Annotated in this window: 18 protein-coding genes; 3 read left to right on the forward strand and 15 right to left on the reverse strand. The window is 73.8% G+C overall.

The window, feature by feature from the left end:
• Genes gatB through gatC form a run of 3 tightly spaced genes read right to left on the reverse strand, consistent with a single transcriptional unit; the run spans position 1 to position 3,297 of the window.
• Positions 1 to 1,506, reverse strand: coding sequence for an Asp-tRNA(Asn)/Glu-tRNA(Gln) amidotransferase subunit GatB (gene gatB, locus QE370_RS15675; protein ID WP_253024903.1), 1,506 nt, complete (start codon positions 1,504 to 1,506; stop codon positions 1 to 3).
• A complete protein-coding gene (gene gatA / locus QE370_RS15680; RefSeq protein ID WP_253024887.1) occupies positions 1,503 to 2,996 on the reverse strand; it encodes an Asp-tRNA(Asn)/Glu-tRNA(Gln) amidotransferase subunit GatA in 1,494 nt (497 codons plus the stop codon). Before gatA ends, gatB begins: the two co-directional genes overlap by 4 nt.
• 1 nt (position 2,997) lies before the next feature.
• Positions 2,998 to 3,297 (reverse strand): Asp-tRNA(Asn)/Glu-tRNA(Gln) amidotransferase subunit GatC, encoded by a 300-nt coding sequence (gene gatC / locus QE370_RS15685; RefSeq protein ID WP_067856425.1) that lies wholly within the window; start codon positions 3,295 to 3,297, stop codon positions 2,998 to 3,000.
• Between the two features lie 88 nt (positions 3,298 to 3,385).
• Between gatC and ppk2 the strand changes: the two genes are divergently transcribed.
• Positions 3,386 to 4,282 carry a polyphosphate kinase 2 gene (gene ppk2, locus QE370_RS15690; protein ID WP_253024886.1) on the forward strand — a complete coding sequence of 299 codons (897 nt, stop codon included), beginning with the start codon at positions 3,386 to 3,388 and terminating at the stop codon, positions 4,280 to 4,282.
• 684 nt (positions 4,283 to 4,966) lie between these two features.
• Here ppk2 and ligA read toward each other — a convergent pair.
• On the reverse strand, positions 4,967 to 7,399 hold the full coding sequence (gene ligA / locus QE370_RS15695) for an NAD-dependent DNA ligase LigA (protein WP_396127824.1): 2,433 nt from the start codon (positions 7,397 to 7,399) through the stop codon (positions 4,967 to 4,969).
• Between the two features lie 92 nt (positions 7,400 to 7,491).
• Here ligA and QE370_RS15700 point away from each other — a divergent pair, with 92 nt between their 5' ends.
• Entirely contained in the window at positions 7,492 to 7,668 is a 177-nt protein-coding gene (locus QE370_RS15700; protein WP_158509191.1) for a hypothetical protein, read from the forward strand.
• Positions 7,669 to 7,674: 6 nt separating this feature from the next.
• Here QE370_RS15700 and QE370_RS15705 read toward each other — a convergent pair whose 3' ends face one another.
• The 8 genes from QE370_RS15705 to QE370_RS15740 all read right to left on the reverse strand — a co-directional run bounded on the left by QE370_RS15705 (position 7,675) and on the right by QE370_RS15740 (position 16,611).
• On the reverse strand, positions 7,675 to 8,646 hold the full coding sequence (locus QE370_RS15705; RefSeq protein WP_253024884.1) for a methionine synthase: 972 nt from the start codon (positions 8,644 to 8,646) through the stop codon (positions 7,675 to 7,677).
• On the reverse strand, positions 8,643 to 9,749 hold the full coding sequence (gene mnmA / locus QE370_RS15710; RefSeq protein ID WP_253024883.1) for a tRNA 2-thiouridine(34) synthase MnmA: 1,107 nt from the start codon (positions 9,747 to 9,749) through the stop codon (positions 8,643 to 8,645). The genes QE370_RS15705 and mnmA overlap by 4 nt, the downstream gene beginning before the upstream one ends.
• Positions 9,749 to 10,963, reverse strand: a complete 1,215-nt coding sequence (locus QE370_RS15715; RefSeq protein WP_309634918.1) for a cysteine desulfurase family protein — start codon at positions 10,961 to 10,963, stop codon at positions 9,749 to 9,751. The genes mnmA and QE370_RS15715 overlap by 1 nt, the downstream gene beginning before the upstream one ends.
• A 61-nt stretch (positions 10,964 to 11,024) precedes the next feature.
• A complete protein-coding gene (locus QE370_RS15720; protein ID WP_309634919.1) occupies positions 11,025 to 12,158 on the reverse strand; it encodes a cysteine desulfurase family protein in 1,134 nt (377 codons plus the stop codon).
• Entirely contained in the window at positions 12,155 to 13,036 is an 882-nt protein-coding gene (nadC, locus tag QE370_RS15725) for a carboxylating nicotinate-nucleotide diphosphorylase (protein ID WP_309634920.1), read from the reverse strand. The genes QE370_RS15720 and nadC overlap by 4 nt, the downstream gene beginning before the upstream one ends.
• A complete protein-coding gene (gene nadB / locus QE370_RS15730; protein WP_309634921.1) occupies positions 13,030 to 14,592 on the reverse strand; it encodes an L-aspartate oxidase in 1,563 nt (520 codons plus the stop codon). The genes nadC and nadB overlap by 7 nt, the downstream gene beginning before the upstream one ends.
• Position 14,593: 1 nt before the next feature.
• Entirely contained in the window at positions 14,594 to 15,934 is a 1,341-nt protein-coding gene (gene nadA, locus QE370_RS15735) for a quinolinate synthase NadA (protein ID WP_309634922.1), read from the reverse strand.
• Complete coding sequence (locus QE370_RS15740; RefSeq protein ID WP_253024877.1) at positions 15,931 to 16,611, reverse strand: NrtR DNA-binding winged helix domain-containing protein; 681 nt, start codon at positions 16,609 to 16,611, stop codon at positions 15,931 to 15,933. The genes nadA and QE370_RS15740 overlap by 4 nt, the downstream gene beginning before the upstream one ends.
• Before the next feature lie 103 nt (positions 16,612 to 16,714).
• Here QE370_RS15740 and eis point away from each other — a divergent pair, with 103 nt between their 5' ends.
• Positions 16,715 to 17,851: a GNAT family N-acetyltransferase gene (gene eis / locus QE370_RS15745; protein ID WP_309634923.1), complete on the forward strand. Its 1,137-nt coding sequence runs from the start codon at positions 16,715 to 16,717 to the stop codon at positions 17,849 to 17,851.
• Positions 17,852 to 17,854: 3 nt separating this feature from the next.
• Here the strand turns inward: eis and QE370_RS15750 are convergent, their stop codons facing one another.
• The 3 genes from QE370_RS15750 to QE370_RS15760 form a co-directional block, all read right to left on the reverse strand.
• A complete protein-coding gene (locus QE370_RS15750) occupies positions 17,855 to 21,400 on the reverse strand; it encodes an error-prone DNA polymerase (protein WP_309634924.1) in 3,546 nt (1,181 codons plus the stop codon).
• 102 nt (positions 21,401 to 21,502) lie between these two features.
• Positions 21,503 to 23,023, reverse strand: coding sequence for a DNA polymerase Y family protein (locus QE370_RS15755; protein WP_309634925.1), 1,521 nt, complete (start codon positions 23,021 to 23,023; stop codon positions 21,503 to 21,505).
• On the reverse strand, positions 23,020 to 23,700 hold the full coding sequence (locus tag QE370_RS15760) for a hypothetical protein (RefSeq protein ID WP_309634926.1): 681 nt from the start codon (positions 23,698 to 23,700) through the stop codon (positions 23,020 to 23,022). The genes QE370_RS15755 and QE370_RS15760 overlap by 4 nt, the downstream gene beginning before the upstream one ends.
• Positions 23,701 to 23,708: the final 8 nt, after the last annotated feature.

The raw sequence follows: 23,708 nt of genomic DNA on the forward strand, positions 1-23,708 counted from the left end.
TCAGGCGAGCTTCTCGAGGATCAGCTCACGCACACGTCCGGCGTCGGCCTGGCCGCGCATCTCCTTCATCACGGCACCGATGAGCGCGCCGGCGGCCTGCACCTTGCCGTCGCGGATCTTCTGCGCGACGTCGGGGTTCGCGGCGATCGCGGCGTCGACGGCCGCTCCGAGGGCACCGTCGTCGGAGACGACCTCGAGCCCGCGGGCGGTCACGACCTCCTCGGGCGAGCCCTCCCCCGCCAGCACGCCCTCGAGGACCTGCCGCGCCAGCTTGTCGTTGACCCGACCCTCGTCGATGAGCGCCTGGACGCCCGCGACCTGCTCGGGCGTGACGCCCAGCTCGTCCAGACCCACGCCCGCCTCGTTGGCGCGTCGGGCCAGCTCGCCCAGCCACCACTTCTTCGCCGCGGCCGGCGTGGCGCCTGCGGCCACCGTCGCGACGACCAGCTCCAGCGCCCCCGCGCCGACGGTGTCGCGCATGTCGAGGTCGGAGAAGCCCCACTCGGCCTGCAGCCGCTTGCGCCGCTCCGCCGGAGGCTCTGGCAGGGTTCCGCGCAGCTGCTCGACCCAGTCCCGCGAGGGCGAGACCGGCGCGAGGTCGGGCTCGGGGAAGTAGCGGTAGTCGTCGGCATCGGACTTCGGACGTCCCGGCGAGGTCGAGCCGTCGGCCTCGTGGAAGTGCCGGGTCTCCTGCAGGATGCTCTGGCCGGCGTCGAGCACGCCCGCGTGCCGCGAGACCTCGTAGCGCACCGCCCGCTCCACCGAGCGGAAGGAGTTGACGTTCTTCGTCTCGCTGCGCGTGCCCAGCGTCGTGGAGCCCTTCGGCTTGAGCGAGAGGTTGACGTCGGCGCGCAGGGAGCCCTGGTCCATCCGGGCGTCGGAGACGTCGAGCGCCACCATGAGGTCGCGCAGGTGCTGGACGTAGGCGCGTGCGACGGCCGGGGCCTTCTCGGCAGGCACCTCGATCGTGCGCGTGACGATCTCGATGAGCGGGATCCCGGCGCGGTTGTAGTCGAGCAGCGAGTGGTCGGCCCCGTGGATACGACCCGTCGCACCGCCGACGTGCAGCGACTTGCCGGTGTCCTCCTCCATGTGGGCGCGCTCGACCTCGATGCGGAAGGTCTCACCCTCGACGTCGAGGTCGACGTAGCCGTCGAACGCGATCGGCTCGTCGTACTGCGACGTCTGGAAGTTCTTCGGCATGTCGGGGTAGAAGTAGTTCTTCCGCGCGAACCGGCACCACTCGGCGATCTCGCAGTTGAGCGCGAGCCCGATGCGGATGGCCGACTCGACGGCCTTCGCGTTGACGACCGGCAGCGCACCCGGGAGGCCGAGGCACACCGGGCAGACCTGCGTGTTCGGCTCGGCGCCGAACGTCGTGGCGCACCCGCAGAACATCTTCGTGGCGGTGCTCAGCTCGACGTGCACCTCGAGCCCGAGCACGGGGTCGTAGCGCTCGATCGCCCGGTCGAAGGGGACCAGTGCGGGAGTGGTCTGCGTGCTCATCGGGCGGCTCCCGCGTCGATGTCGGACAGGGCGGGTGCGTCGACGAGCCGCTCGAGGGCGGCGCCGACGTTGTACAACCGGTCGTCGGCCTGGGCCGGGGCGAGCACCTGCACGCCCACGGGCAGGCCGGTGTCGCCGGCGAGCCCGACGGGCAGGCTGAGGCCCGGCACGCCGGCCAGGTTGGCCGGGATCGTCGCGACGTCCTCGAGGTACATCGCGAGCGGGTCGTCGCTCTTCTCGCCCAGCCGCCACGCCGTCGTGGGCGCCGTGGGCGAGACGAGCACGTCGACCTGCTCGAAGGCTGCCGCGAAGTCGCGCGCCACCAGGGTGCGCACCTTCTGGGCCGAGCCGTAGTAGGCGTCGTAGTAGCCGCTCGACAGCGCGTAGGTGCCGAGGATGATGCGGCGCTTGACCTCGTCGCCGAAGCCGGCGTCGCGGCTGGCCGCCATGACCTGCTCGGCACTCGCGAGCTGGCCGTCGGGCGTGACCCGCAGGCCGTACCGCATGGCGTCGAAGCGGGCCAGGTTGCTCGAGACCTCGCTCGGCATGACCAGGTAGTAGGCGGCGATGCCGTGCTCGAAGCTCGGGCACGAGACCTCCACGACCTCCGCCCCGGCCTGCGCGAGCAGCTCGACGGTCTCGTCGAAGCGCTGCTGGACCCCGGGCTGGAAACCCTCGCCACCGAGCTCCTTGACGACGCCGACCCGCAGGCCCGCGACGTCGCCGCGGCGTGCGGCGTCGACGACCGAGGGCACGGGGGCGTCGAGGCTGGTGGAGTCGAGCGGGTCGTGGCCGGCGAGCACCTCGTGCAGCAGGGCGGCGTCGAGCACGGAACGGGCCATCGGACCGACCTGGTCGAGGCTGCTGGCCATGGCGATGACGCCGTACCGCGAGACCCCGCCGTACGTCGGCTTGACGCCCACGATGCCGGTCATGGCGCCGGGCTGGCGGATCGAGCCGCCGGTGTCGGTGCCCAGCGCGAGCGGTGCCTCGTAGCCGGCGACGGCGGCGGCCGACCCGCCGCTGGAGCCGCCGGGGATGCGTTCGGTGTCCCAGGGGTTGCGGGCAGGCTTGTAGGCGGAGTGCTCGTTGGACGAGCCCATCGCGAACTCGTCGAGGTTCGTCTTGCCGAGGATCGGCAGCCCGGCGGCGCGCAGACGCGAGACGACGGTGGCGTCGTACGGCGGCACCCAGCCCTCGAGGATCCGCGAGCCGGCCGTGGTGGGCTGGCCGACCGTGTTGATGAGGTCCTTCACGGCCACCGGCACGCCGGCCAGCGTCGGCAGCGTCTCGCCCGCGGCACGGCGCGCGTCGACGTCGGCCGCGGTGGCCAGCGCCCCCTCGGCGTCGACGTGCAGGAACGCGCCGAGCCGGTCGTCGACGTCGGCGATCCGGTCGAGGTGGGCCTGCGTGACGTCGACGGACGTCAGGCTGCCGTCGGCGAGCGCGTCGGCGATCTCGGCGGCCTTGAGGCGGATGGGGTCGCTCATGTCAGTCCTCCCCCAGGATCTGCGGCACGAGGAAGCGCTGCTCCTCGCTGGCGGGCGCGCCCGCGAGGGCCTCGTCGGGCGTGAGACCGGGGCGGACGACGTCGTCGCGGAAGACGTTGTCGATCGGCACGGGGTGGCTCATGGCGGGCACGTCGGCGCTCGCGGCCTCCTGGACCGCGGCGACGTGGTCAAGGATGGCGGGCAGCTCGGCGCCCAGCCGATCGAGCTCGTCCTCGCTGAGCGAGATGCGCGCGAGGTTCGCCAGGTGGGCGACGTCCTCACGCGAGATGGCCGACGACATGCGTCTCCCTTGCGGCTGGGGTGCGGGTACCGACCCATCGTAGTGAGGAGTCACCTCACGTTCACCGGCCTCCCCTACGCTGCGCGTCGTGCTCGAGACCCTCAGCCCGGTACAGCTGTCCGCCTTCTCCGTCGACGACTCCGACGACGACGATCCCGTCCTCCTCGACGCCGGCGGCCTGGCCGTCGACACGTGGCGCGAGGGCTACCCGTACACCGAGCGTCTGGACCGGGACACGTACGAGCTGGAGAAGCGTCTGCTGCAGATCGAGCTGATCAAGCTGCAGAGCTGGGTCAAGGAGTCCGGGCAGCGTCTCGTCCTGCTGTTCGAGGGCCGCGACGCGGCCGGCAAGGGCGGCACCATCAAGCGCTTCACCGAGCACCTGAACCCCCGCGGCGCCCGGGTCGTCGCGCTGGTCAAGCCGACCGACCGCGAGCAGGGCCAGTGGTACTTCCAGCGCTACGTCTACCACCTGCCGACGTCGGGCGAGATCACGTTCTTCGACCGCTCCTGGTACAACCGGGCCGGCGTCGAGCGGGTGATGGGCTTCTGCACGCCCGAGCAGTACACGGAGTTCCTCAAGCAGGCGCCCGCGTTCGAGAAGATGCTCGTCAACGACGGCATCCACGTCGTGAAGTTCTGGTTCTCCGTCTCGCGGGCCGAGCAGCTCACCCGGTTCACGATCCGCCAGATCGACCCGGTCCGTCAGTGGAAGCTCTCCCCCATGGACCTCGCCTCCCTGGACAAGTGGGACGCCTACACCGACGCGAAGGAGGCCATGTTCCGCCGGACGGACACCAAGCACTCCCCCTGGACCGTCGTGAAGAGCAACGACAAGAAGCGCGCCCGCCTCGAGGCCATGCGCCACGTGCTGCACCGCTTCGACTACCCCGGCAAGGACCACGACGTCGTCCGCACCCCCGACCCCCTCGTCGTCGGCGCCGCCGCGGACCTCTTCGACCCCGACTCCGCCGACGTGGACTGAGCGCGCCCGGGGGCGGTGCGCTGCCTGCGGTCGGTCTCGTCGTGCTGCTGCGCTGTCGCAGGGGTGTCGACGTGCTGGTGGGCTGCCTGCAGTCGGTCTCGTCCTGCTGGTGCGCTGCCTCGGCCCTCGCTGGGGGTGGTCTCCGAAAAGGCCTCGACCGGGCGGCTGGCGGCGGCGCTGGTCTGGGTCTCGGGCTGCGGGTTGGTGCTCGGGGTGGACGCGGGATGCTGCGTTCGTGCGCTAAGAGTCCAAGGATTCTGCGTCTCCTACGGGATCCCGTCGCCAGCGCAGAAGCGTTCGGACTTCTGCACCTAAAGGAAGAATCGTGGGTGCGGTTTGCCTCGGGAAGTCGCACGATTCTCCCTTCTCGTGGACCGGTCCACGAGAAGGGAGAATCCCTACCGCGCCCCGCCCCCGATCGGTGCATCGGCAACCGCAGAAGCGCTCCTGCGGTTGCAGATCCACCGATAGGACGCACCAACGCAGAGTGTTGGCCCCAGAGCGCAGAAACGAAGAATCGTGCGTCACCCACAGGCCCAGACCAGTCCCCGAGACCCGAGACCACCCCCAGACCCGCTGCCGGTCGAGGCCCTTTCCGAGGCCACCCCCAGCGAAGGCCGAGGCAGCGCACCAGCAGGACGAGACCCCCTGCGGCAGCGCACCAGCAAGCCCGAAACGGCGAGCTCAGTCTCCGGCAGGCGCCTCGTCGGTGGTCGCCTCGTCGGTGGTCGGCTCGTCCTCCGCCTCGGCGTCCGGTTCCTCGCGCGGCGGGCCCTCGGCGAGCAGCGTCTTGAAGGCCGCCTCGTCGAGGATGGGCACGCCGAGCTGCTCGGCCTTGTCGGCCTTGGAGCCGGGGTTGTCGCCGACGACGACGTAGTCGGTCTTCTTGCTCACCGACCCGGCGGCCTTGCCCCCGTGCGCGAGGATCGCCTCCTTGACGGAGTCGCGCGTGAAGTCCTCGAGCGAGCCGGTGACGACGATGGTGAGCCCGTCGAGGGTGCCGCCGCCGGTGGACGCCGCACCGGGACCGGGGTGGTCGGGGATCGCGAACCGGACGCCGGCCGCGCCCCAGCGGTCGAGGATCTCCTGGTGCCAGTCGACGGCGAGCCACTCCAGCAGCGAGTCGGCGATGATCGGGCCGACGCCGTCGACCTGCGCGAGCGTGTCGCGGTCGGCCTCGCGGATCGCCTCGAGTGAGCCGAAGTACTGCGCCAGCGCCCGTGCCGCGACCGGGCCGACGTGGCGGATCGACAGTGCCACGAGCTGACGCCAGAAGTCCTTCGTCTTGGCCTTCTCGAGCTCGTCGACCAGCGTGAGTGCCTGCGCCGACGGGTGCAGGACGCGGTGGTCCTTGCGGACACCCGCCGCCCGACGCTCCGCGGGCGACGCGTCCTCGTACCCGGGCGGGTAGGTGACCTCGACCCGCTGGAACGGGGCACGGCGCACCGGCTCGCCCGTGCGCTCGTCGATGCGTGGCTCGCCGGTCTCGGCGTCGCGCACGACCACCTCGATCGGCACGAGCGTGTCGAGGTCGAGGTCGAACAGCCCCGCCTCGCTGCGCAGCGGCGGCTCCTCCGGCACCGTCGGCTGCGTGAGCGCGGCGGCCGTGACCTCGCCCAGCGCCTCGATGTCGAGCGCACCCCGCGACCCGACGTGCTCCACCCGGCCCCGCACCTGCGCCGGGCAGGTCTGCGCGTTCGGGCAGCGCAGGTCGACGTCGCCCTCCTTCATGGGCCGCAGCGGCGTGCCGCACACGGGGCAGTCGTCGGGCATGACGAACTCGACCTCGCTGCCGTCGCGCAGCTCCACGACCGGGCCCAGCACCTCGGGGATGACGTCGCCGGCCTTGCGCAGGACGACCGTGTCGCCGATGAGCACGCCCTTCTGCCGGACGACGTCCTTGTTGTGCAGGGTGGCCTGCCGCACGACGCTGCCCGCGACCTGCGCCGGCTCCATCACGGCGAACGGCGTGGCCCGACCGGTGCGGCCGACGGAGACGACGATGTCGAGCAGGCGGGTGTGCACCTCCTCGGGCGGGAACTTGTAGGCGATCGCCCAGCGGGGCGCGCGACTCGTCTCACCGAGCTCGGGGTGCAGCGCGAGCTCGTCGACCTTGACGACGACGCCGTCGATCTCGTGCTCGATCGCGTGCCGGTCCTGGCCGAGCTCGGCGACGCGCGCGAGGAGGTCGTCGACGGAGTCGTAGACCCGCGAGTGCGGGCTGGTGGGCAGGCCCCACGACGCGAGCAGGTCGTAGACCTCGCTCTGCGCGGCGACCGGCGGGCGCTCCCAGGCGCCGATGCCGTGCACGTAGAGCGACAGCGCCGCGATCCGCGCCTCCCCCGCCTCACGCTCGAGCCCGTCCTTCTTGCCCAGCAGCTGACGCAGGCCGCCACTGGCCGCGTTGCGAGGGTTGGCGAAGGCCGGGAAGCGTCGGGCGGCGGCAGCCTCGGCCCGGTCCTGCTCGACGCCACGCGCGGTCATCTCGGCCACGACCCGCTCGCGCAGGTCGGCCTGGAGCGCGTTGAGCCGCTCGAACGCGGCCACCGCGATGAAGACCTCTCCACGGACCTCGACGAGCGGTGGGTGTCCCTCGCCGTCGAGCCGTCGTGGGACGCCGGGCAGTCGTACCGCGTTGGTCGTGACGTCCTCGCCGACCCGGCCGTCGCCCCGGGTCGCTGCGCTGACGAGGCGGCCGTGCTCGTAGCGCAGGGAGAGGGCCAGCCCGTCGATCTTGACCTCGGTGAGCCACCGGACGTCGCGCCCGGCCGAGGCGCGGGTCTTCTCGCACCACGCGGTGAGCTCCTCGGGCGAGAAGACGTTGTCGAGGCTGAGCATGCGCTCGGCGTGCTCGACCGGCGCGAGCTCGGAGCTGCGGGCGGCGCCGACCGACAGGGTCGGCGAGTCCTGACCCTGGATCTCGGGGTGCAGCCGCTCGAGCTCCTCGAGCCGGCGCATCCAGCCGTCGTAGGTCTGGTCGTCGACCCGGGAGTCGTCGTCGCCGTAGTACGCGTCACGGGCCTCGTTGATGCGCTCGACGAGCTGCTCGGCCTCGGCACGCGCCTGGTCGAGGGTCAGGTCCAACGGGTTCTGCGGGGCCTCGGTCACGTCGTTCATCCTAGGACCGACCTCCGACGTCCACCCCTCGTCGACGAGCCGACGGACGCGCCGCGGGTGCGACGTCGGCAGCGCCCTGACACGGTGGACGCATGAGCCCCCGACGCCTCGTCCCGATCGTCCTCGGAGCCCTGCTCGTCGTGGCGGGGCTCGTCGGGTTCTTCGTCCTCGACGGGCTCGCCGCCGACCTCGCGTGCGGGGTCGCCGTGGTGGTCGGCATCGCCGTGGTGCGTCTCGGGTCGCGGCCCGACCCTGACGAGATCGTCTAGCGCACCTCAGCGCGCCAGTCCCACGGCCTCCGCGAGCACGCGGCGGGCGAAGGCGGGCGACGCGCCCGCGAGACCGCAGGCGGGCGTGACCACGACGCGGTCGTGCCAGGCGTCCTCGCCGAACCCGAGCCGTCCGGTCCAGTCCTCGATCCGACGTCGGGACGCGGCCGGGTCGAACGCGACGTCGGTCGACGGCAGCGCCCCGACCCAGAGGTCCGTCCCTGCCTCGAAGGCCTCGGCCCAGGCATCCGCACCCCCGCCGGTGGCCGCCTCGACCAGGCCGAGGTCGAACGCGATCGCGTCGAAGCCGACGCCGTGCAGGAGGGAGACGGGGACCGCGGGCGCACAGCAGTGCACCACGGGTGTGGCTCCGGCGTCGCGGACGGCGTCGACGACGAGCCGCAGCAGGGCGTCGGCCTCGGGCAGGTCGACGGTGCGGTAGCGGCCGAAGCCCGACGACGTCGGTACCTGCGCCGCCAGCACCGCCGGCAGGGCCGGCTCGTCGACCTGCAGCACGAGCGGCGAGCGCGGGAAGCGTCGACGCAGCGACGCCACGTGGTCGGCCACCCCCGACGCGAGCGCGTGCGCGAGGTCGCGTCGTGCCCCGTGGTCGGACAGGACCTTCTCGCCCCGCTGGAGCTCGACGGTCGCCGCCAACGTCCACGGTCCGGCGACCTGCTGCTTCACGGTGCCCTCCCGGTCCTGGGCGACCTCCTCGAGGACGTCGAGGTCCTGCGCGAGCAGGGAGCGGGCTCGGCGGTGGTCGACGCCCGAGGCGTCGAGCAGACGCCATCCGGCGGGCTGGAGGTCGGCGCCCAGGCCGTCGAGCACGGCGAGCGACCTGCCGACCATCTGGGCGGCGACGCCACGCGCCGGCAGCTCGGGCACGAAGACGAGGTCGTCGAGCGTGCCAAGCACCATCGCGGCGCTCTCGGCGTAGTCCTCACCGGGCAGGGAGCCGATGCCGGTGGCCCTCACCTGCCGTCCCCGACGCCGACCTCGACGCGCGACGTGGCCGTGATGGTGGCGGAGCCGACCACGCGGGTGCCGACGTACACGACGACGGCCTGGCCGGGGGCGATGCCCTCGGCGGGGTCGTGCAGCCGCACCCGGACGAGGTCGCCGTCGACCTCGACGACCGCCCGGTGCTCGGCGCCGTGGGCGCGCAGCTGCACGGTGCACTCGAGCGGACCGTCCGGGGCCGGACCGCACCACAGGGGCCGGTCGGCCTCCAGCACGTCGACGAGGAGGCGCTCGCGCGGGCCCACCGTCACCGTGCCCGACACCGGCTCGATGTCGAGCACGAAGCGCGGCTTGCCGTCGTCGGCCGGGACGCCCAGCCGCAGGCCCCGGCGCTGGCCGATCGTGTAGGCGTAGGCGCCGTCGTGCTCGCGCAGGACGGTGCCGTCCTCGTCGACGATGGTCCCGGGGCGGGGGCCGAGCCGCTCGGCGAGCCACCCGGCGTTGTCGCCGTCGGCGACGAAGCAGATGTCGTGGCTGTCGGGCTTGGTGGCCACCTGCAGGTCGCGGCGGGCGGCCTCGGCGCGCACGTCGGTCTTGACCGAGCCGCCGAGCGGGAAGTGCGAGTGCCGGAGCTGCTCCTGCGTGAGCACGCCCAGCACGTAGCTCTGGTCCTTGCCCGCGTCCTGGGCCCGGTGGAGCTCGACGTCACCGCCCGCCCCGGTCTCGAGGAGGGCGTAGTGGCCGGTGACGACGCCGTCGAAGCCCAGGGCGAGCGCGCGGTCGAGCACGGCGGCGAACTTGATCTTCTCGTTGCAGCGCAGGCACGGGTTCGGGGTGCGGCCGGCCGCGTACTCCGCGACGAAGTCGTCGACCACCTCGTCGGCGAACTCGGTGCTCATGTCCCAGACGTAGAACGGGATGCCGAGCACGTCGGCGGCGCGACGGGCGTCGCCGGCGTCCTCGATGGAGCAGCAGCCCCGCGCGCCGGAGCGGTACGACCGCGGGTTGCGGCTGAGGGCGAGGTGCACGCCGGTGACGTCGTGCCCGGCCTCGACCGCCCGGGCCGCGGCGACGGCGGAGTCGACACCGCCCGACATGGCGGCGACGAGCCGTGCCATCAGCGTCCCCTGACGAGGGAGGCCGTGACGGCGCGCTCGCGCACCTGCGGGAGGGCGGCGAGCAGCCGGTCGACGTCGGCCTCGGTGCTGGTGTGGCCCAGGCTCAGTCGCAGCGACCCGCGGGCGGCGGCGTCGTCGTAGCCCATGGCGAGGAGCACGTGGCTGGGCTGCGGCACGCCCGCCTGGCAGGCCGAGCCCGTGGACACCTCGATGCCCTGGGCGTCGAGCAGCATGAGCATGGCGTCGCCCTCGCAGCCCGGGAACGTCACGTGGGCGATGTTCGGGAGCCGGTGCTGCGGACCGGGCTCGGGGTCGCCGTTGACGACGGCGTCGGGGACGGCCCGCAGCAGACCGGTGACCAGCCGCTGCCGGAGACGCTCGATCCGCGCGGAGACCTGGGCCTGCCGCTCGACGGTGATCTCGAGCGCCCGCGCGAACGCGGCGATCAGCGCCACCCCGACGGTCCCGGAGCGCAGGTCGCGCTCCTGCCCGCCGCCGTGGACGAGCGGCACGGGAGCCACCTCGCGGCGCACCAGCAGCGCGCCCACCCCGACGGGCCCGCCCAGCTTGTGCGCGGTGACCGTCATCGCGTCGAGCCCGGAGGCCGCGAAGTCGAGCGGGAGGTAGCCGGCGGCCTGCACGGCGTCGCTGTGCACCGGGATCGCGTGCTCCCTCGCCAGCGCGACGACGTCGTCGACCGGCTGCACGGTCCCCATCTCGTTGTTGGCCCACATCGTGGTGACCACCGCCACCGACGCCGGGTCGGCCTCGATCTGCTCGCGCAGCCGCTCCACGACGACGCGTCCCTGCCGGTCGACGGGGGTCGTGTCGATGCGGGCACCCTCGTGGGCCGCCAGCCACGTGACGGGGTCGAGCAGGGCGTGGTGCTCGATGGAGCTGAACAGCACGCGGTCGCGGGCGGGGTCGGCGTCACGCCGGGCCCAGTACAGGCCCTTGATCGCCAGGTTGTTCGCCTCCGTGCCCCCGGAGGTGAACACGACCTCCGACGGGCGGGCGCCGAGGCACTCCGCGATCACCTCGCGCGACTCCTCCACCACCCGCCGCGCAGCGCGGCCCGAGGCGTGCAGGCTCGAGGCGTTGCCCGTGCGCGCCAGCTGCTCGGTGAGCACCTGGGCCGCCTCGGGGTGCATCGGCGTGGTGGCTGCGTGGTCGAGGTAGACCACGGGAGCCGGCGCGCTGTTCTCGGACGTCATGACGTCACCAGGGTAGACCGGCGCACCACCGCGTCGTCGCGCGCTGGCCGAGGCGTCGCGCTCACCGGCCGCAGACGTCGGCCAGCGCCTGAGCCGCGTCGGCGAGCTGCTCGTCGGTCACCGAGCGCCCGAAGGTGAAACGCACCGCCGTCTGCGCCACCTCTCCCGGCACTCCCATCGCCACGAGGACGTGGCTCGGCTCGTCGCTGCCGGCGTGGCAGGCAGACCCGCTGGAGCAGACGACGCCGCGGCGCTCGAGGTCGAGCAGCACCGACTCCCCCGACCGTCCGGGGAGCACGAAGGACGCGTGCCCCGGGAGACGACGCACGGGGTGACCCGTCAGTGCGGCGCCCGGGACCGACTCCAGCACCGCCGCGACGAAGCGGTCACGCCGCGCCGCCACCTCCGCCGCCGACGTGCCGGCCGAGCGCGTGAGCCGCAACGCAGCCGCGAGACCGACCGCACCCGCGACGTCCTCGGTGCCGGAGCGTCGGCCGCCCTGCTGGCCGCCGCCGTGCACGAGCGGCTCGACGCGCACCCCTCGACGCACCCACAGCAGGCCGACGCCCTTGGGTCCGCCGAGCTTGTGCGCGGACAGGCTGAGCGCCTGAATGCCCAGCGCTCCGACGTCGAGCGTCAGTCCGTCGTGGTCGGGCCAGGCCGCCGACTGGACCGCGTCGGTGTGGAACGGCACCTCGTGCCGCGCCGCCACCTCCGCCAGCGCGGCGACCGGCTGGACGGTGCCCACCTCGTTGCTGGCGTGCTGCACGCTCACCACGGTCGTGTCGTCACGCAGGACCGCAGCCAGGTCGTCCGGGTCGACGAGCCCGTCGCCGTCGACTGCCAGCTCGGTGACGTCGTACCCGATGCGGCCGAGCCAGCGAGCCGACTCCAGGACCGCCGGGTGCTCGACGGCGCTCACGACGACGTGGCGCCCCCGCGGCTGGGCGAGCGCGATGCCCTTGAGGGCCGTGTTGGCCGCCTCGGTGCCCCCGGAGGTGAACGTGACCTCGCCAGGGCGCGCACCGAGAGCCTCCGCGACGTCGGCCCGCGCCTGCTCGAGCCCGGCGCGGGCGGCGTCGCCGATCTCGTGGTGGCTCGACGGGTTCCCGAACGCCGGCCCCAGGTAGGGACCCATGGCGGCGAGCACGTCGCGGCGCAACGGCGTGGTCGCCGCCTCGTCGAGGTAGATCACTCGGCCGGTCCCGTCGCCCCTGCGTCGGCACCTCCGGCCCCGCCGACCTCGACGTCGAGCCCGAGGTCGAGCGCGCGGACGGAGTGGGTCAGGGCGCCGATGCTGATCACGTCGACGCCGGTGCGCGCCACGTCGCCGACGGTCTCGAGCGTGATGCCACCGCTCGCCTCGACGATCGCGCGGCCCGCGACGAGCGCGACCCCCGTCCGCAGGTCGTCGGGCGTGAAGTTGTCGAGCATGATCGTGTCGACGCCGCCGGCCAGCACGGCCTCCACCTGGTCGAGCCGGTCGACCTCGACCTCGACGTGGGTGGTGTGGGGCAGCTGATCGCGCGCCTGACGGATCGCGGCGGTCACGTCGTCGACGAGCGCCAGGTGGTTGTCCTTCGCCATCACGGCGTCGGAGAGCGAGAAGCGGTGGTTGCGTCCGCCGCCGCACCGGACGGCGTGCCGCTCCAGCGCCCTCAGCCCGGGCGTCGTCTTGCGGGTGTCGACGATCCGTACGCCCGTGCCCTCGACCGCCTCGACGTACCGGGCCGTCAGGGTCGCGATCCCGCACAGCCGCTGGACGAGGTTGAGGGCCACGCGCTCGCCGCGCAGCACGGCCCGCGCCGGGCCCTCGACGGTGGCGAGGACGTCGCCCGCGGCGAACGGTTCCGCGTCGGCGCGCAGGACCTCGACCACGACCGCCGGGTCGACCGCGGCGAACGTCTCGACGACCACGTCACCACCGGCCATGACGCCGGCCTCGCGCGCCACGACCGAGGCTCGCGCGACGGCGGTCTCCGGCACGAACACCTCGGACGTGAGGTCGCCGGACGGTGCGTCCTCGTCGAGGGCGAGGTCGACGACGCGGCGCACCTCGCGCCGGGTCAGCACGAGGCACCCGCCGTCGCTGCGACCCGACGCGGAAGGGCGGTCCGGGACAGGACCACGGCGCTGTGCCGGGCCACCGGCCCGGGGGTGGGAGCGTCGGTGCGGAAGTGGCCACCGCGTGACTCCCGACGCTCCAGCGCCGAGACGACCAGCGCCCGCGCGACGGTGCGCAGGTTGGCGTCCTCGACCGCCTTCACGTCACTCCCCGCGGGCACGCTCGTGTCGACCCGCTGCAGGGTCTCGACCGCGTGCCGCAGCCCGACCTCGTCACGTCGCAGCCCCGCCGTGTCCCACAGCAGCCGCTGGAGGTCGGTCCGGGTGAGCGGCAACGGGTCGTCGGTGTCCGCGGGAGGCACGAGGACGGGTGCCGCCCAGCTCTCGTCGACGTCGTCGGCCGCACGCGGCGCGGCCACCGCGGCCTCGACCACCCGCCGTCCGTACACCGCTCCCTCGAGCAGCGAGTTGGACGCGAGCCGGTTGGCTCCGTGCAGACCGTTGCAGGCGACCTCGCCGACGGCCAGCAGCCCCGGCAGCGACGTGCGTCCCCACAGGTCGGTGCGGATCCCGCCCATGAAGTAGTGCGCCGCCGGGGCGACCGGGACCGGCTCGCGCCCCCAGTCGAGCCGGAACGAGCGCACCGACGCGTCGATGGTCGGGAAGCGGCGGGCGAGGAAGTCGGCCCCGAGCGCGGTCGCGTCGAGCAGGACGGGGGCGCCGCCTTGACGAGCCATCTGCTCCGCGATGCCCCGCGCCACGACGTCGCGAGGGGCGAGCTCGGCGTCGGGGTGGACGTCGAGCATGAACCGGTGGCCGTCCGCGGCGCGCAGCACGGCACCCTCGCCCCGCACGGCCTCGGACACGAGCGGGCTCCCCGGCACCGCGAGGGCGGTGGGGTGGAACTGGTAGAGCTCGAGGTCGGCGGCGACCGCCCCCGCCCGCAGTGCCATCGCCAGGCCGTCGCCCGTGGCCACGGCGGGGTTGGTCGTGTACGGGTAGAGCTGGCCCGCTCCCCCGGTGGCGAGCACCACCTGGTCGCCGTGCAGCACCGTGCCGTCGAGGAGGACGACGCCCCGGACCACGCCGTCGTGGACCACGAGGTCGACCGCCATCGTCCGCTCGCGCACCTCGACGTCGCTCGCGCGCACCCGCTCGACCAGGGCGTCGGAGATGGCGGCGCCCGTCGCGTCGCCACCGGCGTGCAGGATGCGCCCGTGGGAGTGGGCGGCCTCCAGTCCTCGGGCCAGCTCGCCGTGGTGCACGTCGAAGCGCACCCCACGCCGCACGAGGGCGGCGACCGCGTCGGGACCCGCGGAGCAGAGCACCTGCACGGCGTCCTCGTCCGAGAGCCCCGCGCCGGCGGCCACCGTGTCGGCGACGTGCGACGCGACGCTGTCAGCGGGGTCGGTGACCACCGCCACGCCTCCCTGCGCCCAGCTGGTGTTGCTGGTGACGAGGTCGGCCTTCGTGAGCAGCGTGACCCGTACCCCGGGTCGGGCTGCCGCCTCCAGCGCCGCGGTGAGTCCGGCGACGCCGCTGCCGACGACGACCACGTGCCTCACCTCAGGCACCCCTCCCGGAGACGGCGACCGGGGAGGCGTCCTTCGGTCGCGCGGCGAGCATCCGCTCCAGGGCGACCTTCGCGTCACGCGCGACGTCGTCGGGCACGACGATCTCGTTGCGGACCTCGCCCTCCAGCAGGCCGTCGAGCACCCAGGCGAGGTAGCCCGGGTGGATCCGGTACATCGTCGAGCAGGGGCACACGACGGGGTCGAGGCAGAAGATCGTGCGGTCGGGGTGCTCGGCCGCGAGCCGGTTCACCAGGTTGACCTCGGTGCCGATGGCGATGACGTCGCCCGGCTGGCTGGCCGCCACGTACGTGCGGATGAGGTCGGTCGACCCGGCGGCGTCGGCGGCGTCCACGACCGGCATCGGGCACTCGGGGTGCACGACCACCTTGACGCCGGGGTGCTCCGCGCGCGCCTGCTCGATCTGCGCGACGGTGAACCGCTTGTGCACCGAGCAGAAGCCGTGCCACAGCAGCACCTGCGCGTCCTGCAGCTGCTCCTCGGTGTTGCCGCCGAGCGGCTTGCGCGGGTTCCACATCGGCATGCGGTCCAGCGGCACGCCCAGGGCCTTGGCCGTGTTGCGACCGAGGTGCTGGTCGGGGAAGAAGAGCACCCGGTGTGCCCGCTCGAACGCCCACTCCAGCACCGTGGCGGCGTTGGACGACGTGCAGACGATGCCGCCGTGGCGACCGCAGAACGCCTTGAGGGCGGCCGAGGAGTTCATGTAGGTGACCGGCAGGACGGGCACCTTGCCACCGGCGTCGGGACCCATGCCCGTGACGGGGTCGGCGTAGACGCGCTCGAGCTCCTCCCACGCGGTCTCCACCGACTCCTCGTCGGCCATGTCGGCCATGGAGCAGCCCGCGGCCAGGTTGGGCAGGATCACGTGCTGCTCCGGCCGCGCGAGGATGTCGGCGGTCTCGGCCATGAAGTGCACGCCGCAGAAGACGATGGTCTCGGCGTCGGGACGGGTGAGCGCCGCGTTGGCGAGCTGGAAGGAGTCGCCCACGAAGTCGGCGTGCTGCACGACCTCGTCGCGCTGGTAGAAGTGCCCGAGCACGACGAGCCGGTCGCCGAGCGCCTCCTTCGCCGCGCGGATCCGCTCGTGCAGGTCGGCGTCGTCCATCCGCTGGTAGGCGACGGGCAGCTGGCCGGGACGTACCACCGGCTCGGGGACGACGTCGTCCTCGGACGCCCCGGGTCCGTAGCCGGGCACGAGGTCGAAGAGCCAGGGGCCCTCGGCCAGCTCGGCGTCGCACGTGTCGCCGGGCCGTGCGGTGACGACGTCGTGGACGGACCCGGTGGGGACGGGACCGGTGGACAGGGTGCTGGTCATCGGATCTCCTCGGGGAGAGCCGCGCGCCGGTACAGCGCGGGCGGACGGTGGCTCGTGCCGGTGAGGTAGGAGCCGGTGGGGGTGACGGTCCCGCTCGCCAGGACCTGGCGGCGGAAGTTGGCGGGGTCGAGCGAGCGGTCGAGCACGGCCTCGTGCACGGCGCGCAGGTCGGCCAGCGTGAACTCGGGCGTGACGAAGGCGAAGGCGATCGGCGAGTACGTGATCTTGGCCCGCAGTCGCGCGAGGGCGTAGTGGAGGATCGCGTCGTGGTCGAAGGCGAGCCCGCGGACGTCGTCGGCGACGAACCACTCGACGTTCTCGCCGTCGGTGGCACGGGCGTCCTCGTCAGGTCGGACCAGCGCCCAGTAGACGATCGAGACCACCCGGTCCTCGGGCGAGCGGTCGACCGCGCCGAAGGAGTACAGCTGCTCGAGGTGTCGCGGCGCGAGGCCGGTGGTGCGCTCGAGCGTGTGGCGTGCCGAGGCCGCGAGGTCCTCGTCGGGGCGCAGCGGCCCGCCCGGGAGGGCCCAACGCCCCTCGTACGGCTCGCGGATGCGGCGCACGAGCGGCAGCCACAGGGTCGTACGGCCCGTCGTGGGGTGCGGGCGCAGCGCGAAGATGACCGTGGACACCGCCAGGCTGACCTGGCCGGTGTCGGTCTCGACGTCGGTGCGCATCGCTGCTCCCTTCGGGTTGACCTGACCTTAACCCCACCTTCTGGTCGGCTCAACTCGAAGTGCGGCGCATCTCACTCCTCGGGCACCGGCCAGGATGGGGGCCATGCAGATCCGCCGCCTGACCGAGGCCGACGAGGACGTCATGCGACGCCAGTTCACCGAGGCGTTCGGCGCCTTCGACCCGCCGGAGCCCCCCGTCCCCCTGATCGTCGACGGCAAGCGCTGGTGGGGTGCGGAGGTCGGCGGGCGCATCGTCGCGACGGCGCTGGACCGCGAGTATGCGTCGTGGTTCGGCGGCGTCCGCGTACCGACCGCGGGGATCGGCGGGGTCACGGTCGCGCCCGAGCACCGCGGAGCCGGTCTGCTCCGTCCGCTGTTCACGGCCATGCTGGCCGAGGCCCGGGAACGTGGCGCGCTCGTCTCGACGCTGTACGCCACCGCGCCGGCGCTCTACCGGCGGTTCGGGTTCGAGACCGTCTCCTCGCTCGACGACGTGCGGCTGCCGACCCACGCGCTCGCCGTGGGCGGCAGCACCCCCGTGCGGCGGGCCACCTCGGCCGACGACGACGCGATCCGCGCCGTCCACGACCGCGCGGCAGCCCGCGAGAACGGACCGCTCGCCCGCACCGGACCACTCTTCACGGAGTCGCCGACCCTGCGCGTCAGCGGCGTGAGCGTCGCCGAGCGCGAGGGCGAGGTCGTCGGCTACGTGTCGTGGGACCGCGGTCGCGGGTACGGCGCCGAGGGCGAGCTGGTGGTCGGGCAGCTGATGGCCGACGACGCCGACGCTTTGCGCTCCCTGCTGAGCCTGCTGTCGACGTTCGCGTCGGTCACGCCGACCGTCCGGATCCGCACCAGCGGCGTGCCGCCGTGGCAGCACCTGCTGCGCACGGCGCACCCGGAGACGGTCTCGTCGGCCCCCTACGCGCTGGCGGTGCTCGACCCGGCCGCCCTGGCCCTGCCGCGCGTGCACCCCGGCATCGACACCCGCCTCCCGTTCTCGGTCGACGGGCGCTCCCTCACCCTTGCGGTCGCCGACGGCTCGGGGCACGTCGAGCCCACGGGCACGACGACCGGCTGCCGCACGTTCACCCGCGGCGGCCTGGCGCTCACGTTCGCGGGCGCCGCGACGTCGGCCACGCTGAGGTCCCTCGGGCACGTCGAGGGCGACACCGCCGACGACGTCACCTGGGACCTGCTGTTCACCCGCGGCCCGGTGACGGTGCACGACTACTTCTGACGCTCACCGGAAGTCGCGCGAGCGGTGCCTGCCGATCGCCGCCGCCGTCTCGGGGTACAGCGACTCGATCCGCTCGATCCGCTCCGCGCGCAGGTTCGTCGCACCCTCGACGTTCTCGACGACCCCGCGCACGACCACGCCGGCCGCATTCTGCAGCACCCGACGGTGCTGCGCCCAGACATCGGCGAACACGACCACGTTGAGCATGCCCGTCTCGTCCTCCAGGTTGAGGAACGTGACGCCCGACGCCGTGTACGGACGCTGCTTGTGGGTGATGAGCCCGGCCACCCGGATCCGCCGACCCGTGCCGAGCGACGCGCACTCCTGCACCGCGCGGACGTCCTCGCGCACCAGCAGGGGACGCAGGTGCACGAACGGGTGGTCGGTGGGTGAGATGCGCGTGGCCCACAGGTCGGCCGTGGTCAGCTCGACGTCGCTCATGCCCGGCAGCATCGGCGGCGGCGCCTGCACGGCCGTGCCCTCCAGCAGGTCGGGCGCGTCGGTGTAGCCCGCGTTCCACAGCGCCTGGCGTCGGCTGAGGCCGAACACGTCGAACGCCCCTGCCGTGGCCAGGGCCTCCATCTGCGCCACCGACAACCGCGTGCGGCGCACCACGTCGGCCATGTCGGTGAACGCACGCTCCGCCCGGGCCGCCACGACCCGCTCGGCGTCGGCCTGCCCGATGCCCTGCACCTCCGTGAGCCCCAGCCGCACCGCGTGGTGGCCGTCGCGCCGGTGCTCGGCCAGCCGGGCCTGCAGCACGTCACGGGCCTGCGTGTCGTCGAAGTCGCCCGTCGGGGGCTGCTCACGGTGGGTGCAGGTGTCGAGCCCGGTCGGGGTGCCGGCCCCTTGACCCGGGACGAGGAGCTCCAGGTCGGCGTGGACCTGGGAGCGGGCGATGCAGGGTCGACGGACCTCCACCCCGTGCCGGCGGGCGTCGGCGGTGAGCGACTGCGGGGAGTAGAAGCCCATCGGCTGCGAGCGCAGCAGCGCCGCCAGGAACGCGGCCGGGGCGTGCAGCTTCAGCCAGCTGCTCGCGTACACCAGCAGCCCGAAGCTGAGCGCGTGGCTCTCGGCGAACCCGAAGTTCGCGAACGCCTGGATCCGCTCGTAGATCCCGTCGGCGGTCTCCCCCGTGATGCCGTGACGCTGCATGCCGGCGTACAGGGTCTCGCGCAGGCGCTCGATCCGCTCCGTCCCCCGCTTGGAGCCCATCGCCCGCCGCAGCAGGTCGGCGTCGTCACCCGTGCAGTCGCCCACCGTCATCGCGATCTGCATGAGCTGCTCCTGGAACAGCGGTACGCCCATCGTGCGCTCCAGCACCGGCTTCAGCAGCGGGTGGATGTGGTCGACCGGCTCCTTGCCCAGCCGGCGACGGATGTACGGGTGCACCGCCCCGCCCTGGATGGGACCCGGGCGGATGAGGGCGATCTCGATGACGAGGTCGTAGTACGAGCGCGGCCGCAGACGCGGCAGGGTGCCGATCTGGGCCCGGCTCTCGACCTGGAACACGCCCACCGAGTCCGCCAGGCACAGCATGTCGAAGACTCCGCCCTCCTCCTTCGGGATCGACGCGAGGTCCCACCGCTCCCCCGTGTGCTCGGCCAGCAGGTCGAACGTGTGCTGGATCGCCCCGAGCATCCCGAGGCCGAGCAGGTCGAACTTGACCAGGCCCATCCACGCGCAGTCGTCCTTGTCCCACTGCAGCACCGTGCGCCTCTCCATGCGGGCACGCTCGATCGGCACCACCTCACCGACTGGTCGCTCGGTGAGCACCATGCCACCGGAGTGGATGCCCAGGTGGCGAGGCGTCTTCAGCAGCTGCTCGGCGAGCTCGCGCACCAGCGGCGGCAACGGGTGGTCCTCGGCCGTCTCGACGGCCCGCCACGACTCGATGCCCTTGCTCCACGCGTCCTGCTGACCCACCGAGTAGCCCAGCGCCTTGGCGACGTCGCGGACGGCCGAGCGGGGCTGGTAGCTGATGACGTTCGCCACCTGGGCGGCGTTGCGCCGGCCGAACTGGTCGTAGACCCACTGGATGATCTCCTCCCGACGGTCGGCGTCGAAGTCGACGTCGATGTCGGGCTCCTCGTCGCGGGTGGCGGCCAGGAAGCGCTCGAACGGCAGGTCGTAGAGCATCGAGTCGACCGCCGTGATGCGCAGGGCGTAGCAGACCGCGGAGTTCGCGGCCGATCCGCGACCCTGGCACAGGATCCCGCGACGCCGCGCCTCGGCGACGATGTCGTGGACGATGAGGAAGTAGCCGCAGAAGCCCTTCGCCTCGATGACGGCCAGCTCACGCTGCAGCCGCTCCTCGGCGCGGTCGCGGTCGTGCGCGTAGAGGTCGTCGGCACCCTGGCGCACCAGCTCGCGCAGGTACTCCATCGGCGTGTACCCGGCGGGCACCTTGGTCTGGGGCAGCCGCGGCGCCGCCCGACGCAGGTCGAACGCCGCGGCCCGGGCGACGTCGACCGAGCGCGCCACCGCACCGGGGTACCGGCCGAAGCGCGCCTGCATCTCCGCACCCGAGCGCAGGTAGGCCTGGCCCGACGCCGCCAGCCAGCCGTCCATGTCGGTCAGGCTGCGTCGGGCGCGGACGGCTGCCATCGCCTGGGCCAGGCGGGTGCGTCCGGGGGTCGCCGCGTGCACGTTGCCGGTGGCCACCACGGGCAGGTGGTGCTGGGCGGCCAGCGCCGCCAGGGCGTCGTTCACGGTGGAGTCGGTCGGACCGCCGTGGTGGGTGAGCTCGACGTCGACTGCGTCGGCACCGAACAGGTCGACCAGGCGGCGCAGCGCGCGGGACGCGTCGGCCGGTCCGCCGGTGGCGAGCGCCTGGCGCACGAAGCCCTTGCGGCAGCCGGTGAGCACGTGCCAGTGCCCGCGACCCTGCTCGGCGAGCCGCTCGAGGTCGTAGACCGGTCGCCCCTTCTCGTCGCCGGCCAGCTGCGCCTCGGTGATGGCGGAGGCCAGTCGGTGGTAGCCCTCCACGCCACGGGCGAGCACGAGCAGGTGGCTGCCCTCGGGGTCGGGCACCCCTTGCTGCGGCGCCGTGAGACCGAGCGACAGCTCCGCGCCGAACACCGTGGGCAGGCCCAGCTCCTGCGCCGCCTCGGCGAAGCGGGCCACGCCGTAGAAGCCGTCGTGGTCGGTCAGGGCCAACGCCTCCAGCCCGAGGTCAACGGCCTGCTCGACCAGGACCTCGGGTGCGCTGGCACCGTCGAGGAAGCTGAAGTCGCTGTGGCAGTGCAGCTCGGCGTACGGGACGGTCGGCGCGCTCGTCGACGCACCGGGCTCGTCGGTGGGACGTGCGTAGCGCGGTCGCTTGCGACTGAACGCCGGCCCGTCGCCCCCGTCGGGCAACCGACCATCGGCAGAGCCGGGCAACCGACCATCGGCAGAGCCGGGCAACCGACCGTCGACGGGATCGGGCGGCAGGGTCGTCCCGCCGTCGCGGTCGGCACGCCGGTCCTGCGGGAGTGCGTGCGCCGGACGTCCGGAGAGCCGCGCCTCCAGCTCGCGCCAGGTGACGTCGGGGTTGTTCCAGCCCATCAGCGCCTCCCCCTCCCCCGCTGAGCGTGACGTTTGCGGGGTGCGGACGCGCTCGCGGCCCCGCGAACGTCACGCTCAGCGGGGAGGGTGGGCGTGAGGCGGTCAGTCATAGCGGGCCTCGGTCCACCAGGTGCCGTTCTCGACGACCATGAGCCAGGCGGTCCCGTCGACGCCGACCACCTGGAAGCGGGCCACCCGACGCGCCGCGGCCTCGTCCCACCAGAGCTCGTCGACGGGCCAGGGACCGGCCCACGACGCGACGGGACGCCACTGCTCGTCGCCCGTGGCGCGGAACCGCACCGGCTCGCAGCTGATCCCTCCGCGGCCGTCGACGCCGACCACCCGGTCGCCCGGTCCGACGACCTGGGCCGGTCGCGGGGCGGCGTACACGGTGGCCGGTGCGGGCGGCGGCACCGACCCGGGCCACGGGGCACCGACCGCCCGGGCCGGCTGCGCCTGCTCGCCCCACGTCGTCAGCAGACGGCGGGCGGCCGGCGCCCGACCGCCCTGCACCTGGGCCGCGAGCACACCGTCGTGCCCGACCAGACCCTGCACCCGGGCGATCCCCCGCTCGACGCGCTCGTCGTCGGCAGCCCGGGTGCCGGCCCCGAACAGCACCGGCGCGTGCTCGCCCACCGGCGCGACCGTCTCGGGCACCAGCCGCACTCCCCCGACCGGTCCGGGCAGCACCGTGCCCTGCAGCTGCCAGCGCACCCGGTCGACGACGTCGACGGCACCGAACCAGCGCGGGTGCGCCCAGCGGCGGGTGGAGGCGACGACGCCGTCGACCTCGACCTCGATCCCGAGGGCGGTGCACACGACACCGCGCTCGGCCAGGCGGGCGACGAACCGCTCGGCGACCGAGCGCAGGCTGAACGCGACGGTCTCGGCCCGGGAGACCGGCGGCTCGAGCGTGAGGACGCCGCTCAGCTCGGGCGGCACCTCGCGGCGGGCGAGCAGCCGAGGGTCCTGCCCCGAGGCGAGCCGGTGCAGCAGGGCGCCGTGCGCCCCGAACCGGGTGTGGACGTCGGAGGGGCGCAGCGCCGCCAGGTGCGCGAGGGTGGTCAGGCCCATGCGGCGCAGCAGGCTGACCACGTCGGGCGACTCGAGCACCTCGACGGGGAGCGGGGCCAGGAAGGCGGCGTCGGTACCGGGCTCGACGACGTGGACGTCCTGCGGCGCGGCCCGGCGGGCGGCCTGCTCCGCGGCGAACAGGGTGTCGGCGACGCCGAGCCGCACGTCCCACACCGCGAGCGAGACGACCCGCTCCGCGACGACGGCGGCCGCCTGCTCCTCCCCGCCGTAGAAGCGAGCCGGCACGGGCAGCGCACACAGCCCGGGACGCAACGGCGTGACCGCGGGGCTGAGCTCCTCGACGCCGAGCAGCACCTCCTCGAACGAGCGCGCCTCGACGTCGGGACGGTGGTCGGCCAGGTGCAGCTCGGGGCACCGCGCCTGGGCGTCGCGACGACGCATGCCCCGACGCACGCCCTCGACCCGTGCAGCGTGGTTGCACGCCAGCACCTGACCGCCCTCGAGCACGGCACCGGGCTCGTCGCGCGGCAGGTCGGGCAGGGCGGCCCGCACCGGCCAGTCGGGACACCACACCACGAGGGTCCTCATCCGGCGCTCCGCACGATCGCGGGCTCGCGCCGACGCGCGGGTGCGGCGTCGGGACGGGCCCGCTGCACGGTGAGGTCGGCCGCGGGCAGCAGGAGGTCCCGGGCGCGGCTCGGCGCCGTGCCGCGGCGGACCGCGACCGTGACCTCCCGCGAGCGCAGGTGTCCGTCGCCGGCGCCTGGACCCGCCCAGCGGGCGGCCTCGAGGGTGAGCCGGGCGTCGCAGCGCGGCCAGTCGCCCCACGGGACGAGCACGCAGCCCTGCTTGCGCAGCCGGGCCCCGAGGCGGGCGGCGTCGCCCTCGCCGACCGCCGTGGGCGGGCGGACGACCACGAGGCCCACGACGTCGACGAGCGCGGCCGTGACCTCCAGCCAGCGGTCCTGCGGGTCGGGCACCAGCACCGTGCGGTGCGGGTCGACGCCCATCGCGACCGCGGCCTCGACCCCCAGGTCGGGTGCGCCGACCACGGCGCACCACGTGCCGGCCGCGGACGGACCGGCCATGAGCAGCAGGGCCAGGCTGGCCGAGTCGACGCCGTACACGCCTCCGGTCTCCAGGCTCAGCAGACCCTCGAGGGCCGCGTGCGTGGGCACCGACTGGCGGGCGGGAGCGCCCTGCATCCGCTCGACCTCGCGCCGCAGCTCGGCGACGACCTCGAGGGCGGGACGGGCGGTGGACACCCCACCAT

The organism is Aeromicrobium sp. SORGH_AS_0981 (genome assembly GCF_031453195.1).
In the GTDB taxonomy this organism is placed as follows: Bacteria; Actinomycetota; Actinomycetes; order Propionibacteriales; family Nocardioidaceae; genus Aeromicrobium.

Bases quoted from the DNA above. Each gene is read 5' to 3' on its own strand.
- gatB (WP_253024903.1), bottom strand. From the start codon at position 1,506: ATGAGCACGCAGACCACTCCCGCACTGGTCCCCTTCGACCGGGCGATC.
- gatA (WP_253024887.1), bottom strand. From the start codon at position 2,996: ATGAGCGACCCCATCCGCCTCAAGGCCGCCGAGATCGCCGACGCGCTC.
- gatC (WP_067856425.1), bottom strand. From the start codon at position 3,297: ATGTCGTCGGCCATCTCGCGTGAGGACGTCGCCCACCTGGCGAACCTC.
- ligA (WP_396127824.1), bottom strand. From the start codon at position 7,399: ATGAACGACGTGACCGAGGCCCCGCAGAACCCGTTGGACCTGACCCTC.
- QE370_RS15700 (WP_158509191.1), top strand. From the start codon at position 7,492: ATGAGCCCCCGACGCCTCGTCCCGATCGTCCTCGGAGCCCTGCTCGTC.
- mnmA (WP_253024883.1), bottom strand. From the start codon at position 9,749: ATGGCACGGCTCGTCGCCGCCATGTCGGGCGGTGTCGACTCCGCCGTC.
- QE370_RS15715 (WP_309634918.1), bottom strand. From the start codon at position 10,963: ATGACGTCCGAGAACAGCGCGCCGGCTCCCGTGGTCTACCTCGACCAC.
- nadA (WP_309634922.1), bottom strand. From the start codon at position 15,934: ATGACCAGCACCCTGTCCACCGGTCCCGTCCCCACCGGGTCCGTCCAC.
- QE370_RS15740 (WP_253024877.1), bottom strand. From the start codon at position 16,611: ATGCGCACCGACGTCGAGACCGACACCGGCCAGGTCAGCCTGGCGGTG.
- eis (WP_309634923.1), top strand. From the start codon at position 16,715: ATGCAGATCCGCCGCCTGACCGAGGCCGACGAGGACGTCATGCGACGC.
- QE370_RS15750 (WP_309634924.1), bottom strand. From the start codon at position 21,400: ATGGGCTGGAACAACCCCGACGTCACCTGGCGCGAGCTGGAGGCGCGG.
- QE370_RS15755 (WP_309634925.1), bottom strand. From the start codon at position 23,023: ATGAGGACCCTCGTGGTGTGGTGTCCCGACTGGCCGGTGCGGGCCGCC.